The following is a 15,776-nucleotide window of genomic DNA, read 5'->3' on the forward strand; positions in this document are numbered from 1 at the left end:
TATCACAAGCTGTATAATCCGGGGTCGGAATAAATTTCTGCGTCATGATTTTTGCCCTATGATTGGCGTTCGAGGAGGCAGGCATCACCATAGGAATAAAAACGCAGATCATTTTCTATGGCATAGTGGTAGGCTCTGCGCATGGTTTCAGTACCTGCAAAAGCACAGACGAGCATAAAGAGCGTCGAGCGAGGGAGGTGGAAATTGGTTAATAGACGGTCAACAATCTTGAACTGATAGCCTGGCTTGATGAAAATACTGGTCTCTCCACGCCATGGTGCTAGTGTTCCATCCTTTTGTGCAGCACTTTCCAGGAGACGTAATGTTGTCGTCCCAACAGCAACAATGCGTCCTCCTCTGGCTTTTGTTTCGTTAATCATCAGGGCCGTTTCGTCATCGATATGACCCCACTCAGCATGCATTTTATGTGCTGCAATCGTTGAACGCACGGGCAGGAATGTCCCAGCACCAACGTGGAGGGTCAGGCTGCAATGGCGGATATTTCTCGCTTTTAAAGTAGCCATCAGAGTGTCAGTAAAATGGAGTCCTGCTGTCGGGGCCGCAACAGCGCCCTGAAAACGCGAAAAGATCGTCTGATAGTCCAGCGCATCCTGTGCGGTAGGGCCATGGGGACGGTCGATATAGGGAGGAAGAGCCAACACGCCCTGCCGTTCTATAAACTGGTCAAACTCTTTTCCTTCAACAGAGAAGCGTAATGTAACGGCTCCTTCTCCCTCAAGCTTTTCGACGTGCGCTGTAACATTATGTTCGTCATTGAAGGTCAGCTCATCGCCTTCATGAAGTCTGCGTGCATTACGGGCTAGGGCATGCCAGTTTCCATCAGGTAGGATGCGGTCAAGTGTAATGCCTATTTTTGCCTGACCACGATAGGCCTCTAATTTAGCTTTGATGACTTTGGTGTTATTGACCACTAACAGATCATCTTTTCCCAGAAGGGTTGGTAGATTGCCGATGATATCAAGATGAAATTGTTCAGATAGGGACGTGTGAGGGTCGATATGCAACAGGCGCGCTGCCTCACGCGGGCGTGCAGGTTCAGTTGCGATATTATGGTGTGGGAGGTGGAAATCAAAAAGAGCAAGATCATCAGTCATGCTGATGCTCTGTAAAGAGGGAAGAGACCATATTCAAGAGATAATCCTGTATATGGCCCCAAAAGAAAGACATCGGAAGGGAGAAAGGGGGCCTATGTCAGGGCTGTTTACCAGCGAGACGGTCATTATTGCGGGCAACCTGTTCTGACAGTGCTTTGATCAGGGCTTCCACGTTATCGTCGTGACGTGAAAGATAGGCCGTATAATCACTTCTCTGGGTCAGTCGCATACTGGCGCCTTCACCATAAAGATCAACAACGCGCAAGGGATTACCGTTAACAACAACGGTCATAGTGACATCAGGCTGTTTGGGACGGCTGACAAGGATATTGACCTTTTCTCCAGCCGGGCTTGGTACATCGCCAGTAATCTTCAAGGAAACATTCTGATAATTTCCCACCTGCATGGTTACTGCATAAAGTAGAACCTGATCAAAAAGAGCGAGGTAACGTTCTTTTTGTGAGGGGGTTGCAACGCGCCAGTACCGCCCAAGACAGTATCGTCCGATTCCTTCAATATCGACATGTTTCTTCAGAAGAGGAAGAATTTCTTCACGTTTTTTCTGCAAAGAATCGGAAGAATCAAGAATTTTCGTCAGTTCTGTTCCGAATTTACCAACAAAATCTGTAGCAGGGGAAGCGAAAGCCCAGCTAGGAAGCAGACACAATACCCCCATACTAGCCAGAACAATTCTGCGTGATAAGCGGGGAAGCATCATTGATGGGTCTCCTGAAGCAGGGTGCGTCTGCATATTCTAGAGTAAGAGGTCTGAAAAATCGTTAATACCAGTCCGGCGTCGTTGCCCTATGGTCTGATTTCAATGTGTCAATTTCACCCTGTCTGGTTTGCTGCCAGGCACTGCGTAAATAGGCATATGGATCAAGGCTTTGATGCTCAAGTTCATCAAGCTGATCCGTACTATCGGCGAAGGTGTTGAACGTCCCTAACACATTATAGCCCCAGTTGAAGCTTAGCAAGCCATAACCACGTGGGACATAATTAATGGGTGTCAGACCCTGGCTGATGGCATATCCCGCCATATCACGAAAATTGGATGGTCCAAGGAAGGGCAGGAAAATATAAGGACCGGTTTTGACACCCCATAAGCTCAGAACCATGCCGGGGTCAGTTTCATGCTGTTTGTAACCGGCATAGCCGGCAACATCAATAAAGCCGGCAAGACCCGCGCTCATATTAATGACGTAACGCATGAAAGCATCACCAGCACGGCGTGATTTTCCGGCACCCACGTCAGAGAAGAAAACGGATGGCGCCCGCCATGTTTCATTAACTGTCGCGATGGAATGGCGAACCGGTCCTGGTACATATTTCTTCCAGCCACGACCTACAGGACGCAGTGCTTTATGATATACCCAGCTATTAAAGCCAAACATTTTGCGGTTTACAGGCTCGTAAGGGTCATTGGCCTGTTTATAATCCTGAAGAGCATCAGGATCTTTAGGGGGTGGTTTTCGCCACGAGCCACAGGCTGAGAGTGTTAAGAGAGCGAGAGCGCCCGCCATGAGGCGTGGAGACTTTTTCCAACGCTGAAGGCGCATTTTCTTGCAGGCTCTACGGGCCATTATCCACCACTCCTGATGCTGAGATAGAGAGGATCAGACTGGCCCCCTCTCACGAGAAAAATCGCATTGCGGCTCTTATAGTCTAAAAATTTATCTCCTGCATCCTCTTTTCTTTCATCTTTTTTGCGGAAATGGCTTTCTTAATCAGAAATATAAAGAATAAGGCGGGATTGGACTATTGACTCATTCTTATCCCCATAATCCCAAAAACTCTTCACAGAGTCGTGCCCGAGCTTGTCCCCTTTTCTGTGGATAACTGGTTCCAGAGTGAAACTGCCTGAAGCTCTTTGTGTTTTAGGAACGAGGCGTTTTATAGAATGTCGCAAGTGATTACTGTTTCAGCTCAGCGAATTTAGCAGTCATGGTGGGGTTCCCACGTGTGAGTCTTTTAACGGTAAGGTCCTCGGCCTTATCATTGGCAAGGCGTAGGTTATTGGCAGATTTATGAAGAGCTTCTTTGGTTTTCTCCAAATCCTTTATGGCTTCGTCGATACGCTTGATAGCCTCGGCAAATCCTTCCGAGGCGATACGCCAATTGCGGCCAAAAGCGGTTTTGAACTCATCCAGTCTGATTTCAAAATCGGTAATGTCCACATTCTGTGCTTTGATGAGAGCTAGCTCTGTTTTGTATTGGAGGGATTTTGTTGCGGCATTACGAAGTAAAGTGATGATAGGGATAAAAAACTGGGGTCTGACAACATACATTTTAGGATATCGATGGAACATATCAACAATGCCACTATTATAAAGCTCGTTCTCAGGTTCCAAAAGGGAGACAAGCACGGCATATTCACAGTTTTTCTCTAACCGGTCCTTATCTAGCTCTTTTAGAAAATCTTCATTCTTTTTCTTGGTCGCTGTTTCGTCATTTTCATTTTTCATCTCAAACATGATTGAGATAATCTCAAGCCCGGATTTATCATGGTCACGGAAGATATAATCACCCTTGCTGCCGGTCCGTGCGTCATTATCTTTTTCGAAATAGGCATTCTGAAAAGCAATTGAGCGCAGGCGGTTGAATTCTGTTTCACAGTGCTGCTCAAGTGTTTCCCCGATCATTTTTGTCGATAATCGTGCTTTCATATCGCGCAACCGTTCAATAGCTTCGTTGCGGTCTTTAAGTTGTGTTTCGTACTTATCTTTCAGTGCTGTTTCCGCAAGCTGTTTTTCAAGATCAAGTCGGTCTAATGAAGCTTTCAGTCGTTCGATTTCTACATTTTTTATAGAATTTTGTTGCTGCAAGTCATTAAGACGCTTTGCCTCAGCAAGCTGGGAAGCTGCCTCTTTTTCTGCTTTTGTCTTTTCAAGTGCTGCTGCCAAGGCAGCTTTGTCTTTTTCGATTTTATGTAAAGCTTCATTTACTGCCAGCTTCTGTGCGACAGCTTGATTATCGATTTTGGCTCGTAATGCCTGAATTTCTGCTTCTTTCTGGGAGGTGAGCTTTTGTAATTCACTATCAGCTCTCGTCTGAACAAGGGTAATGGCGTTCTGTTTATCCTGCTCAGCAAGGGAGAGGCGTTCATGTAACTGTTTATCAAACTCATGATCATGAACCTGCTTGAGAATATCCGCATAGCCAGCCTCGTCAATTTTAAAGGCTTTATGGCAATGCGGGCAGATGATTTCATGCATAACAGTTTTGTCCCTCTTTCTTTCATAGATCGTTATGAAAGATTGCTCTCCTTTCTTATATGCATAATTTGATAGAGTTTGTCAGGAAATATCAGAGGATTTTGCCGTGTTATTTTCTCATTTTTTAATTATCTGAAGAGTGAGTGGAGGACAGGGTACAGCCTTTATGTGTCAGGTTGGGTTGATTGTCTTCAGGTGGAAATTTGTCGAGTTCTGCAAACTCTGTCATGGGGGTTCCAGCTTTGAGTTCCAGCTCATTGACCCTAAGACGAGCGATCAGGGCGGCAGAATGGTATTGTTTGGTGATCTCTTCGCGTTTATAAAAGCGTTCCCATAAAAGGGTGTAATGCTCGCCACATTCTGTAAGTTTGTCGGTCAGAAAGCGCTCTCGCTCAAGGGCAAGACGAAGCTGCTCATTTTCAAGCGCTGTCGCATCAATCACATTGCGTTCATGATGCAGGCGGGCTTTGGCCCATTGCCCAAACCAGCCTGCAAACATGCCCACAACCCCGCCTATAACAGCTTCCCATCCTTTTGCGAGGCTTAAGAACTCAAACGGGCTCACATTTACTCTGTGAAAGCATCCGGCTTTACCGGGAGGTCTGTTGATGTTGTGTCAGTGCCATTAATAATGGCTTGCAGTGCCTGCACATAGGATTTTGTTTTGGGGCCGAACGTCTCACCCATAGCTACCATCATCGGTGCTTGGGATTGTACATCAGAAAGGGCACTCTGGGCGAGGTCTTTCAATGGTGGTTTTGGTGGTTCTGGCGGGATATAGGTTGTGATCATCCCATTCTCGGCAATATTAACACCTAACTCATCCTGAAAGAGGAGATACTCGATCTTTTTATAATCATCTGAGGAGAGATTATAATAGCTTTTGGCAGTGGCAATGCCTGGAAAAATGACCATATTCGTTACGTTACGCTTGTCATCAAGAACGGCATAAAAGTCTGATATTTTGTTAGTCGCGCTCATTATTTTATAATCCCCACAGCCATGACGCATACTGATGCATGGAGAGGCGCAAACCCATCTCCACGTGCAATAAATGCCCTGAAACCCGATTTTGTTATATCGAGTGTCTCAGTCTGCTGATCCAGTTTATTGCAAAGTCCAACCCATCTGCCTCGCCCATTTGCATTGGCATTCAATCCACCATATTCGTTATTGACATTTGCGACGACGCATAAGGCTGGCTCAGAAAATTCTATTGGAAAATCTATCCAGTTTAATGTTGGTAATCCTGCTGCTATAAATTTCGCCTCAAAGACCTGCATAACAACGCGTCCAGTTGAGCCTCCTCCCATCATGATCTCCAGTAATGACGAGTTATGGGGCGTCGTAACACTATTATCAGCATTCAGGAACAGAGAAGCGCTTCTACCATCTGCAGCAAGCGTTGTAAGAGCAGTTGCGGGGTTGGTTTTTGTGCCGACCAGCTGGAGCTGTCCTTGGTTTTTATCTCCTGCAGTCGTTAAATATAGTGTTCTGCTGTAAAGATTATCGCCATTGATATTACCCTCCAGACTAATATCTCCAATGAGGGCTCCCCCAGTTAGAGGCAATCTGGTGTCTTTGGCTTCCTGCACATCATCAGTTGTTGCCAGTATCTTGCCATTGAGATTTTTCAGGTTACCTTGTGTATCGGCTTCCAGAACCCTGTAGAAATTCCCGTCCAGATCCTTAATCACTAGCCGTCCGGTCAGATGCTTGACATCGTCAGGTTGGACAGCTTGCATATAGAACTGACCAGTTCCTACCTGTGTGCCGAGTGTTTTTGAAAGTGCTTCCCCATTCTGATGGAAGGAAGCATCGACGAACAGCTCTCCTGAGAGGTGCCCTCCTGAGAGAGGAAGTAAGCGGGCTTCTGCTTCCTGTACGTCTGAAATCGTCGCAAGGTTATCGCCGTTCAGGTTTTTCAGAGTTCCTGTCGTGTCGGCTTCCAGAACCCTATAGAAATTTCCGTCCAGGTCTTTGATAGCTAGTCTTCCTACCAGATGGTTAACATTATCTGGCTGGACGGCCTGCATATAGAACTGGCCTGTTCCTACTTGCGTGCCGATGGATTTTGAGAGTGTTTCCCCATTTTGGTGAAAGGAGGCACTGATAAAGAGATCTCCTGAAAGCTGTCCTCCTGATAAAGGAAGTAATTCAGCTTCAGCCTTCTTTGCACGGTTAGTCTCAGTGGTTATATCGTCAATATTTGCGACTTTCTTACCTTGTATGCTCAAATCTCCGGTGATATTGCCGCCGGATATTGGGAGTAATTTCGGTAGAGTGGTATCAATTGCATCGATATCATCTCTTAAATCGCAAATATTATGAATAATTGGGTTAATGAGGGCCTGATTAAGCGGTGTCCCTTTCTGTTTGCCAGAAATATGATCAAGAGCACTGGGTCGACCTTTTTCATCAACAGTCATATTTGGCACATCTGGAAAGCGTGGCCAGTGTGGATTGCTCATGGATTTCTACTCCATTTATCTGGAAATATTTATTATTACGCTGTTAAATGATCCGGCTTGGTGGGTAGCTCAGTGCTGGTTGTATCAGTACCATTAATAATGGCTTGTAGTGCCTGCACATAGGATTTTGTTTTGGGTCCAAAACTTTCACCCATAGCCACCATCATCGGTGCCTGGGACTGCACGTCCGAAAGAGCACTCTGGGCGAGGTTAGTGAGTGACTGCGGTGCATTATAGCGAGACTGAGGGGTATCATCAGAAAGAGATATTAATTCATCCTTATAGTTTCGTGCTACAACAGAGCCATTCTCAACTGTTAGTTTGGCGCCTCTATAGTTTAAATTTAGAAATAGTTTATACTGATTATCTGTCAATAAAACAGCGTTGTCTGGTGGTGTACAGATTTGATCATCGTAAAATCCATTTTCTGAGAAAAATATTGTCATTTTTAATACCCTATTGCGATTAGAGACATTGCATATCCGCTATAATGACCTGCCCACGTGCCAGCAAAAAACGTTTTGTTATCGTTTATAATTGCAAATGCGGCATCCGCCTCTGTTCCCTGAGGGCAATTGTTCCCTGGAATAATAGATAAGCATTTATTGGGGAATGCAGTCGGAAAGCTATAGTTGTTACTTGAGGATTGTAATGAAACCCATTGTATGATTAATCCTCCTGGTAATTTCTGATAGCCAGAAGTTTCAAGATTATTTAAAAAATCAGACTTTTTAGTTAATTTTTTTTCAGCAGATTTAGCTCGTTCAGTCTCATTATTAATGGCATTGTTTACGGTGTTAATTGCTGCATCGACAGCACGTGTTGAGGGGGAGCTGATAGGATCAGAGTTGTCATTTTCGATGAGAAGTTCAGGATAATTACCCCAGCCCTTTTTCAGCGTTCTGATGGTAGTGGGACGTGCATCAGCATCAGAATAAACAAGTGCTTGAACGGATGCATCCGTAGGGTAGAAGGATCTCCAGCTATTATCAGGTAATTGAGCTGCTAGGTGGTTGCCAGTGTGATTCCACACAAGATTATTGAGCCGGTCGTCATTATCAGATGCTGGAACGGTCTGTAATTTAACGGCCTCAGCTGCCTGAGCGCGGACCGTTTCATTTTCTAACGCTGTTTTATCAGCGTAATACTGATCGACCCAGAATGTGTTGGGGATGGCACTTCCTGCTGAACCGGGTTTGTCAGTGACTGGGTAATTGGCGTTAATGACGCCTGTGACTGTACCACCAGTCAGGGCTAATTTGCCAGCCTCAGCCTTCTGTGCACGTTCTTTCTCGGCGTTCACATCATCAATGAGAGCGACTTTCTTGCCTTGAATGCTTAGTTCGCCAGTAATGTCTCCCCCTGCTGTGGGGAGTAAAGTCGGCAGGGTGGCATCAATCTGGTCAATATCATCTGTTAAATCACAGAGAGTATTTATTAACGGGTTAATCAGTGATTGACTAAGAGGTGTGCCTTCCTGTTGCCCTGGGATAAGATCAATGACATTGGGGCGTCCTTTTTGATCAACTACCATATTCGGCACGCCCGGAAATTGGGGCCAATGCGGATTACTCATGAATCCATACTCCATCATGTCTGAAAGAAACTTCGGTATCAGCGGGTTTTAACAGCCTGAAAATCTGCTTCAGCTCAGTAAATGTGTTTTGTTCTTCCTGAGCGAGTTCCATCATGCCGCAGATTGCATCACCACAAATGGCCTTCAGCACATCAGCGGGTAAGTCCACAATCCATGTAAAACGGAGTGTCGGCTCAGCAACCTGAAGACCACCTCCACAGATAGTTGGTCCACAGATTGGTGGTTCCGGTTCCGTAATGGAAATGGTAGCATCATAGCTTTGAGCCAGGGCAATATAAAAAGCAGGGGTTTGATTGCCGCGTGCGGTCCATCTCTGTTGCAGAAGGAAACGCCATTGGTCCTCTGTAAGCTCTCCTTGGTCCCGCCCATAAGGGTCAGCCCCTAGCAGGGTGCGGTAATCATCAAGGAGTAATGCAGAAGAACCTGGGCATATTTCGTAAGCAAGGGCAGTGCTATCACGTTCAAGCGTTGCACGGGGCTCAGCGAGAACACGTAATAATGACCTGATATTAGGGCCTTTGAGAGCTGTCCCAGGAGGGAAGAGATCTTCTGCCCATTCATGAGCAATCTCATCAGCTGATCTGGGTGCGGGATAGGAGATCATGCGCCCAGATCCTGTTCTTTAGTATCCTGCCATGTAATATTGCCCATAATAGGCATTTCATTGGGGTGATATGTGACGTCATTACTAGGAGAGATAACGGAAGAAGCGCCACCGACAGCATTAAACAGGGCTGCTTGTAATGCTTCAATATAGAGGGTCTCTCCGATATTGATACCGTTATAAATAGAGGCAAATGCTGCGGTGACCTTGTCACGATTGATCTTATTATCCAGATTTAGCTGAACAATGGGTGTTTCAGTAACCAGCTTGACAGGATAAACTGTTACATTCCCGCGGATTGGTCGCCGCTCATCAATATAAGCTTGAATGCGTGCGATTTCTTCTTCTGTCGGCGCTCTTGGGCCGGCAAAGCCAATAATGACCCCAACTGTGCCAAGCCCTGTATAAGAGGGAACAATATTGACGAATTTTGCGCCGGCATTGATCGCCCATTTGCGGTAATCATTGGCGTCTCCGCCATTATAGGGCGAGCGTATGGTGTCAATAATGCGCGCGCGCCAATCCTCGACCGCTTCGAGATCGGCCCCTCCTGCCAGACCGTCCTGATCTACAATAATGCTATCAATACCAGCTACAGGACTTACGAGAGAAAGAGAAGACCCTGCCGGCAGGTTTCCTGCGCTGCCAGTATTCTGACAGATCACGGGAACACTCCTGCTTTCTCCTGCTACAAGTGAGACAGGCAGAGACAGCTTCCATTGGACAGAGCCATCTTTGGTCAGCATAATGTCTTGCGGAAGAGAGATGTCCTGCACAGCCTGGATGACAACCTTGCCCACTGCTGATTGTGGTGCATTCCGGGAAACACCCCAAATCTGCCCATGTTGGGGCAAGAGACCATCCACACCTGCTGTGGCAGTGGTGGGAAGAAGTTCAAGCAGGCGGTCCCTGATATAGAGATAAGTCTCATAGTCGGCGAGTGACTTGGCTGAGACCAGAACCTGCTCAAAACTTGAAGGGGCAGTCGGGTCCAGCGTGACCATACTGCCATCTTCTGCCCTGAATGTTGCCTGGGCAAAAGACGCCATATAACGCTGTGCAATATCAGAGGGTGAGGGAATGCGTGCGCTCATAACGTCTCCACAAATTGTGTGACAGAAGTCTGGGCACTTTTTACCGTGACCATTAAAGTTTTTTCCTTCCACTGAGCTGAGACGGCCATTTCCTGGCCATGATAAGCCCCGATTGGGTCCACTGCGGCCTGCGCATAATCTTCGGCGGTGATACGTGTGCCATCGCTTTTCTTGGCGCGCTCTAAGAGCCAGAGCTTTGAGCCAAGGCGCTGGCCTTCCTCCTGCAAAATATCACCAACCCAGCCCCGCTTTCCGCCTAGGGGGATCATTGTGCCATCAGGTTCGGTCAATAAAGAGGGAATGACATCATCAGGATCTGCGCGACGGTGGGAGCCAAGCGCGATTAACAACGCTGAGGCAATACTCATGTCAAACGCAATTCTGCCTCGCCCTTCACTCATAGAGGTGATGACAAGGTCAGTCTGCCCGCTGGAATCCGGGCCAATATGGAGGGTGCCAATATTCATACTGAAAGTGATAAACACATCCCCAAAAAAACTTCAGGGGACAGAACAATCCCCCTTATTTCAGAAAGTCTCATAAAAGTACAAAATATAGTGAAGTTATTTTGAAAAAATTTAATAAATTATATCTTGATTGCAGGTATAAAATTCACTACCAGACGGAAGTATGAAATTGTGTCTCATCAGAGAAGGCAACATGAAAAATAGATATATATTTATTTCAATATATGCTGCAATAATTTTTGCTCTTCAGTTTTATATAGTCGCTCACTCTGATATAAATTATAATAAAAATATGATTCTTGTTATAAGTTTTATTATAACATTCCTGTTTTTTAATATGGGAAAGACTCTGTCCGTTATATTAAACGTGACATCCTTATTCTTTATACTATTTGATGTCGTTATTTCCTATAAATGCAAGATTCTTACAGATGGTAATATTATAGCTGTTGTAGGGAGTGATTTGCATCAAAGCCTTTCAATGATACAAACAGTTCCTGTGTCAGTTCTTATTGATACAGTTTTTCTCTTATCGTTATCTGGATATATTTCTTATAAATTTGGCTCTTTCAATAAGAAAGGAATCATTCTTTCCTTACTTCTTATGATGTTCCCATCTTTTAGTATTGTGCATAATGTAACATCTTATTTGCATAGTTCAGGACGCGTTTATAGTAATAGATTCTTGGATATTGCAGCTAATATTAAATATCGCATGTCTGGCATGCCGGGTGATCTGCTATTTGGAACGGCAGTTGCCCTTCATCCATGGGATCCTATCTATACGCAACCTGTCGTAAGGCATACAGTGACCAATCCTTCTCTTAAAGGTAAAGAAGGGGCTAAAACCCATAATGTCGTGTTTGTTATGGGAGAATCTTCCTTGGGGAAACGATACGGCATATATGGATATCAGGGGGCTGATACAACCCCAATGCTAAACAGGTTGCAAAAAGAAGGGAAGATCTGCGTCATCAGGAACTCTCATTCCGCTGCGAATATAACGCGTCTGTCTGTGCCGATGTCATTTTCTTTCTATAGTCCCCAAAGTCAGGATGCTCTATTGGGAGAGAAGAATATTTTGGAACTCGCACAAGAGCATGATTACAAGACATTCTGGATATCATCACAAGGCGGGACAGGACCATATGCCCGTAATGCAGGCTATATTTCTGAATTCAGTAATTATGTAACGCGCGGCGACTTAAATAATGAACATAACGGTATCAAAATAGAAAAAGATGATACCCTTCTCCCTGTTATTAAAGAAAAATTTGCAGAAAAGTCTCCTTATAAATTCTATGTCATTCATCTTTATGGCAGTCATCTTCATTATAAAGATAGAGTCAATCCTGAAGATAGAGCAGCCCTGCCACAAGCAGATGATTATGATCAATCCATTCATCATACAGACCGGGTCCTCGGACAGATTATCCAGCTCGCTGACGAGGAACTTGGTGATTATACACTGATCTACACATCAGATCATGGTGAGGTGGTAGAAGAAGGTCATGGTTTGCAGTTGGGGGGCTATGATCAGTACGATGTGCCTTTCGTTATACATGACCCAAGCCATAAATATTGCGATATAGCAACAAAATTTGAGGAAAATAGAGGGTATTATACAGCCTTGGTTAATAAATACCTTTTACTTTCTATGACAGGTTACCCATTCTCGGAAGACGAAATAGAAAAACTTATCCCAGAGGAAAATGTTTTGCACTCTGACTTTAGAACCTATAAATATAGTGAGATTCCAAGGTAAGAATGATAACAAAAATAAAGGGATTTTTTCGTTGGGGTAAGGATAATTCGTTTATTTTGTAAATATTTATTCAAGTAATAATTTATGAGTCTTATTTCTTGTTAGTGTAGAATGGATGTTAAGTATCAGTATCTGTTTATTGATATTATAAGAAAAAAGCTCCCGATGCGGGAGTTTGCATCAGCAATCAACCCCGCTCGCAAAGCCTGCGCCCCTGTATAAAGCCCACCCAGTGACTGCGACGACCCAGCAGAAGCAGCCTCTTCGATAGAAGCACCCAGCTCATCAATCGCCGCCACAATCTGGTCCCGCGCGTTCTCTGCCTCCTGATTACTGGCAAAGTCAGACGCCGCCCATGAAGAAGCCATCTGGCTCACCACAAAAGCCTGCCTAGCAACCCCAATCGCCAGAACCGTGCCGGGGTCTGGATTTAAAGACGCCAAATCAGATGACGCCTGCTTTGTCTTCTGGGCCGCATCAAGTAAAAGCTTGGTGGCAGTCTGCCCCGTAACCTGCTCACCCTGAGGTGTAGTGGAAGGGCTGGCAATCACAGAACGGTCCGGTTCCGTAATGGATGAGGCGATGGAAGCAGGGAGCCCTGCCATAATATCCACGACCTGCCCGGCATAATTGGGCCGTGAGGGAGAAACACCTTTTGAAGCCTGCGTCAGAACAGGAGCAACGCTGCTTTTAACCGGCTCCGGGGCGCTGACGGTCAAAGAGTCATAAATACCCTGACATTGAGAGACGAGCGATGTAACACCATTAACCAGAGCGAGCGGCATACTGGCAACAGACAGCACATCAGAGATCGTGCTCTGCGCCTCATCCATCAGCTCATCCGCCTTCTCAAGGACATTATTGATGGTGTCATTAATACGCCCAAACAGCCCCTTCTTTGCCGGTGGATCAGGGTCACGAACCAGCTCTACCTGAAAGGTCGTTGGTAAAATGAGAGTATCATGATTGTTGAAATATGTATTTCAACCAATGATTATGTATATTCTTGATTTTGTATGGACAGTCAAAATGGTTTGGCGGTCATAAAGCTTCTCTTTAATGACAAGTAATGCATTATGCTCAAGCTCATCAAGAGACATGGTTTTATCATTTTGTTCTGATGATAAAATGGTGTATGAGTGTTTTAACTATTACAGGGACTTTGAGGGTAATATGGCTGGTGGGTATAAAGAAACGCTCAGGGGTGTCATTACGCTTTGTGCGGTGATAATTGTGGCCTTTATTGGGGGGATGGCTTTTATGGGGGAACATAAAGGGACCTCAGAGCCGGATCGAGAGAAAGCGATTCAGTATTTTGTTGATAGGATAGAATTTCCCGATATTCCTGATGATAAGAAACCCCCGATCAGGGTGTCTGTTGCTGCGCTTTTGAGGGAGTGTCCGAGGATTCTGGACATTATGAGGCCAGGGGATAAATTTTTAATTGATTATTATTTTGGTGATAATCAACATAGGTGGTTTGGTAGTGACGCTCCTTTTGGAGCCATGCTCCTTTTGGAGCCTGACAGTGAAGCAAGATTGCCCTCTGATATAGAGACAAGGGGCATCCCACAATTTGGTTTCAGAGGAGGATCGAAGCCGGGTGTATTGCTGTTAAATGAACTACCTCACTGGTTCTGTAATATGAAGGCGACTATGTCTGATGACGAGATAATAAGGCGCAGTAGTAAGGAAGATGTGCCCTTAAGGGATATGATGCACTTCCTACCCCTAAAAGACATTCCCCCCAATAGTTTCTAAGATGGTTTCCCGGTATTTCCACCGCCGGGTTGGATGCCGGAATGGGTGTGGTTATTGAGGGAGACCTTGGCGGTGACATCCCCACCAGCGTGTATGTTGCCTGAGACGGTAAGATTGCCGGTGATGGTGACACCGGATTGGGTGAGGTCAAGTATTTCAGTTCCTTTTACTTTGACGATAAATGAATTGACCACATCAACTTCAGCAATAACCCCATCCCGGAAGATCAGTCTCTGCCCTGCAGCATCATAGAGCACCGTTTCCCCCTCCTTGAGGTTCCCCATCCGTGCTGCCGCCGGGTTAGAAGTATCATGATTGTCAAAATCTTTATTTCAACCAATGATTATATATATTCTTGATTTTGTATGGACAGTTAAAATGGTTAAGCAGTCATAAAGTTGCTCTTCAATGACAAGTAATGCATTATGCTCAAGCTCCTCAAGAGACATGGTTTTATCATTTTGTTCTGATGATAAAATGGTGTATGAGTGTTTTAACTATTACAGGGACTTTGAGGGTAATATGGCTGGTGGGTATAAAGAAACGCTCAGGGGTGTCATTACGCTTTGTGCGGTGATAATTGTGGCCTTTATTGGGGGGATGGCTTTTATGGGGGAACATAAAGGGACCTCAGAGCCGGATCGAGAGAAAGCGATTCAGTATTTTGTTGATAGGATAGAATTTCCTGATATTCCTGATGATAAGAAACCCCCGATCAGGGTGTCTGTTGCTGCGCTTTTGAGGGAGTGTCCGAGGATTCTGGACATTATGAGGCCAGGGGATAAATTTTTAATTGATTATTATTTTGGTGATAATCAACATAGGTGGTTTGGTAGTGACGCTCCTTTTGGAGCCATGCTCCTTTTGGAGCCTGACAGTGAAGCAAAATTGCCCTCTGATATAGGGGCAGGAGGCATCCCACAATTTGGTTTCAGGGGAGGATCGAATCCGGGTGTATTGTTATTAGATGAATTGTCTTTCTGGTTCTGTAATATGAAGGCGCCTATTTCTGATTATGAGCAAATAAGGCTCAATAGTAAGGAAAATGTCCCCTTAAGGGATATGATGCAGTTTCTACCCTTAAAAGACATTCCCCCCAATAGTTTCTAAGATGGCTTCCCGGTATTTCCACCACCAGGTTGGACGCCGGAGTGGGTGTGGTTATTGAGGGAGACCTTAGCAGTAACATCCCCGCCGGCGTGGATGTTTCCTGAGACGGTGAGATTGCCGGTTATAGTAACGCCACTCTGCTCAAGATTTAATATTTCAGTTCCTTTTACTTTGACAATAAATGAGTTTACTACATCGACTTCAGCGATAATCCCGTCCCGGAAGATCAGTCTTTGTCCAGCAGCATCATAAAGAACCGTCTCCCCCTCCTTCAAATTCCCCATCCGTGCTGCCGCCGGGTTGGCGGGCGGCAGGGCGACGAGATCAGCAGGGTCAGCACCGGTGCTGACAATATGGGTAATGGCGCCATCAATTGGGACGTGTGAGGAGAAGCCGAAGGGCTGATGAACGGGGATCTTTGTCCTGACTTGCCCGGCATGGATGTTGAGGTCCAGCATCTGTTCCGGCCCGTTATCATAAACAGCGCCGACAACACCGCGTGAGATCTGGGAGCGTATGGCGTGGTAAATATCTATAATATTCATGAGGTTACTTTTCTCTTCTGTCTTGATAAAAG

18 protein-coding genes are annotated in these 15,776 nt (G+C 45.4%); 3 read left to right on the forward strand and 15 right to left on the reverse strand.

Translation table 11 applies throughout. The annotated features are described in order from the left end of the window. Window positions 1-56 precede the first annotated feature (56 nt). The 12 genes from queA to AC3B6P_RS03610 all read right to left on the reverse strand — a co-directional run bounded on the left by queA (window position 57) and on the right by AC3B6P_RS03610 (window position 10,581). Window positions 57-1,115, reverse strand: coding sequence for a tRNA preQ1(34) S-adenosylmethionine ribosyltransferase-isomerase QueA (gene queA / locus AC3B6P_RS03555; protein WP_489804756.1), 1,059 nt, complete (start codon window positions 1,113-1,115; stop codon window positions 57-59). A 97-nt stretch (window positions 1,116-1,212) separates the two neighbouring features. Further along, window positions 1,213-1,833 carry an MlaC/ttg2D family ABC transporter substrate-binding protein gene (locus AC3B6P_RS03560; protein ID WP_489804757.1) on the reverse strand — a complete coding sequence of 207 codons (621 nt, stop codon included), beginning with the start codon at window positions 1,831-1,833 and terminating at the stop codon, window positions 1,213-1,215. 61 nt (window positions 1,834-1,894) lie between these two features. Beyond that, complete coding sequence (locus AC3B6P_RS03565) at window positions 1,895-2,698, reverse strand: MlaA family lipoprotein (protein WP_489804758.1); 804 nt, start codon at window positions 2,696-2,698, stop codon at window positions 1,895-1,897. Window positions 2,699-3,028: 330 nt separating this feature from the next. Beyond that, window positions 3,029-4,330 (reverse strand): DUF2130 domain-containing protein, encoded by a 1,302-nt coding sequence (locus tag AC3B6P_RS03570; protein WP_489804759.1) that lies wholly within the window; start codon window positions 4,328-4,330, stop codon window positions 3,029-3,031. A 124-nt stretch (window positions 4,331-4,454) separates the two neighbouring features. Continuing rightward, the gene (locus AC3B6P_RS03575) at window positions 4,455-4,895 is read right to left on the reverse strand and encodes a hypothetical protein (protein ID WP_489804760.1); all 441 of its coding nucleotides are present in this window, start codon (window positions 4,893-4,895) and stop codon (window positions 4,455-4,457) included. Between the two features lie 2 nt (window positions 4,896-4,897). Beyond that, window positions 4,898-5,311, reverse strand: a complete 414-nt coding sequence (locus AC3B6P_RS03580; RefSeq protein ID WP_489804761.1) for a hypothetical protein — start codon at window positions 5,309-5,311, stop codon at window positions 4,898-4,900. Next, window positions 5,311-6,801: a hypothetical protein gene (locus tag AC3B6P_RS03585; RefSeq protein WP_489804762.1), complete on the reverse strand. Its 1,491-nt coding sequence runs from the start codon at window positions 6,799-6,801 to the stop codon at window positions 5,311-5,313. Before AC3B6P_RS03585 ends, AC3B6P_RS03580 begins: the two co-directional genes overlap by 1 nt. A 35-nt stretch (window positions 6,802-6,836) precedes the next feature. Continuing rightward, the gene (locus tag AC3B6P_RS03590) at window positions 6,837-7,247 is read right to left on the reverse strand and encodes a hypothetical protein (protein ID WP_489804763.1); all 411 of its coding nucleotides are present in this window, start codon (window positions 7,245-7,247) and stop codon (window positions 6,837-6,839) included. Window positions 7,248-7,249: 2 nt separating this feature from the next. After that, window positions 7,250-8,377 carry a gp53-like domain-containing protein gene (locus AC3B6P_RS03595; RefSeq protein WP_489804764.1) on the reverse strand — a complete coding sequence of 376 codons (1,128 nt, stop codon included), beginning with the start codon at window positions 8,375-8,377 and terminating at the stop codon, window positions 7,250-7,252. Next, a complete protein-coding gene (locus tag AC3B6P_RS03600; protein WP_489804765.1) occupies window positions 8,370-9,002 on the reverse strand; it encodes a putative phage tail protein in 633 nt (210 codons plus the stop codon). Before AC3B6P_RS03600 ends, AC3B6P_RS03595 begins: the two co-directional genes overlap by 8 nt. After that, the gene (locus AC3B6P_RS03605; RefSeq protein WP_489804766.1) at window positions 8,999-10,096 is read right to left on the reverse strand and encodes a baseplate J/gp47 family protein; all 1,098 of its coding nucleotides are present in this window, start codon (window positions 10,094-10,096) and stop codon (window positions 8,999-9,001) included. Before AC3B6P_RS03605 ends, AC3B6P_RS03600 begins: the two co-directional genes overlap by 4 nt. Beyond that, on the reverse strand, window positions 10,093-10,581 hold the full coding sequence (locus tag AC3B6P_RS03610; RefSeq protein ID WP_489804767.1) for a phage GP46 family protein: 489 nt from the start codon (window positions 10,579-10,581) through the stop codon (window positions 10,093-10,095). The genes AC3B6P_RS03605 and AC3B6P_RS03610 overlap by 4 nt, the downstream gene beginning before the upstream one ends. 463 nt (window positions 10,582-11,044) lie before the next feature. On the opposite strand from AC3B6P_RS03610, the gene AC3B6P_RS03615 reads away from it, so the two are divergent. Further along, a complete protein-coding gene (locus AC3B6P_RS03615; RefSeq protein ID WP_489804768.1) occupies window positions 11,045-12,328 on the forward strand; it encodes a phosphoethanolamine transferase in 1,284 nt (427 codons plus the stop codon). A 125-nt stretch (window positions 12,329-12,453) separates the two neighbouring features. Here the strand turns inward: AC3B6P_RS03615 and AC3B6P_RS03620 are convergent, their stop codons facing one another. After that, on the reverse strand, window positions 12,454-13,161 hold the full coding sequence (locus AC3B6P_RS03620) for a hypothetical protein (RefSeq protein ID WP_489804769.1): 708 nt from the start codon (window positions 13,159-13,161) through the stop codon (window positions 12,454-12,456). A 265-nt stretch (window positions 13,162-13,426) separates the two neighbouring features. Here AC3B6P_RS03620 and AC3B6P_RS03625 point away from each other — a divergent pair, with 265 nt between their 5' ends. Continuing rightward, window positions 13,427-14,089, forward strand: a complete 663-nt coding sequence (locus AC3B6P_RS03625; RefSeq protein ID WP_489804770.1) for a hypothetical protein — start codon at window positions 13,427-13,429, stop codon at window positions 14,087-14,089. Here AC3B6P_RS03625 and AC3B6P_RS03630 read toward each other — a convergent pair. Continuing rightward, the gene (locus AC3B6P_RS03630; protein WP_489804771.1) at window positions 14,086-14,346 is read right to left on the reverse strand and encodes a hypothetical protein; all 261 of its coding nucleotides are present in this window, start codon (window positions 14,344-14,346) and stop codon (window positions 14,086-14,088) included. The genes AC3B6P_RS03625 and AC3B6P_RS03630 overlap by 4 nt on opposite strands. Before the next feature lie 190 nt (window positions 14,347-14,536). Between AC3B6P_RS03630 and AC3B6P_RS03635 the strand changes: the two genes are divergently transcribed. Then, window positions 14,537-15,199, forward strand: a complete 663-nt coding sequence (locus AC3B6P_RS03635; RefSeq protein ID WP_489804772.1) for a hypothetical protein — start codon at window positions 14,537-14,539, stop codon at window positions 15,197-15,199. Here AC3B6P_RS03635 and AC3B6P_RS03640 read toward each other — a convergent pair. After that, window positions 15,196-15,744: a phage baseplate assembly protein domain-containing protein gene (locus AC3B6P_RS03640; RefSeq protein WP_489804773.1), complete on the reverse strand. Its 549-nt coding sequence runs from the start codon at window positions 15,742-15,744 to the stop codon at window positions 15,196-15,198. The two genes, AC3B6P_RS03635 and AC3B6P_RS03640, sit on opposite strands and share 4 nt — an antisense overlap. Window positions 15,745-15,776 lie beyond the last annotated feature (32 nt).

The sequence above is a fragment of the Aristophania sp. ESL1142 genome (assembly GCF_058107345.1).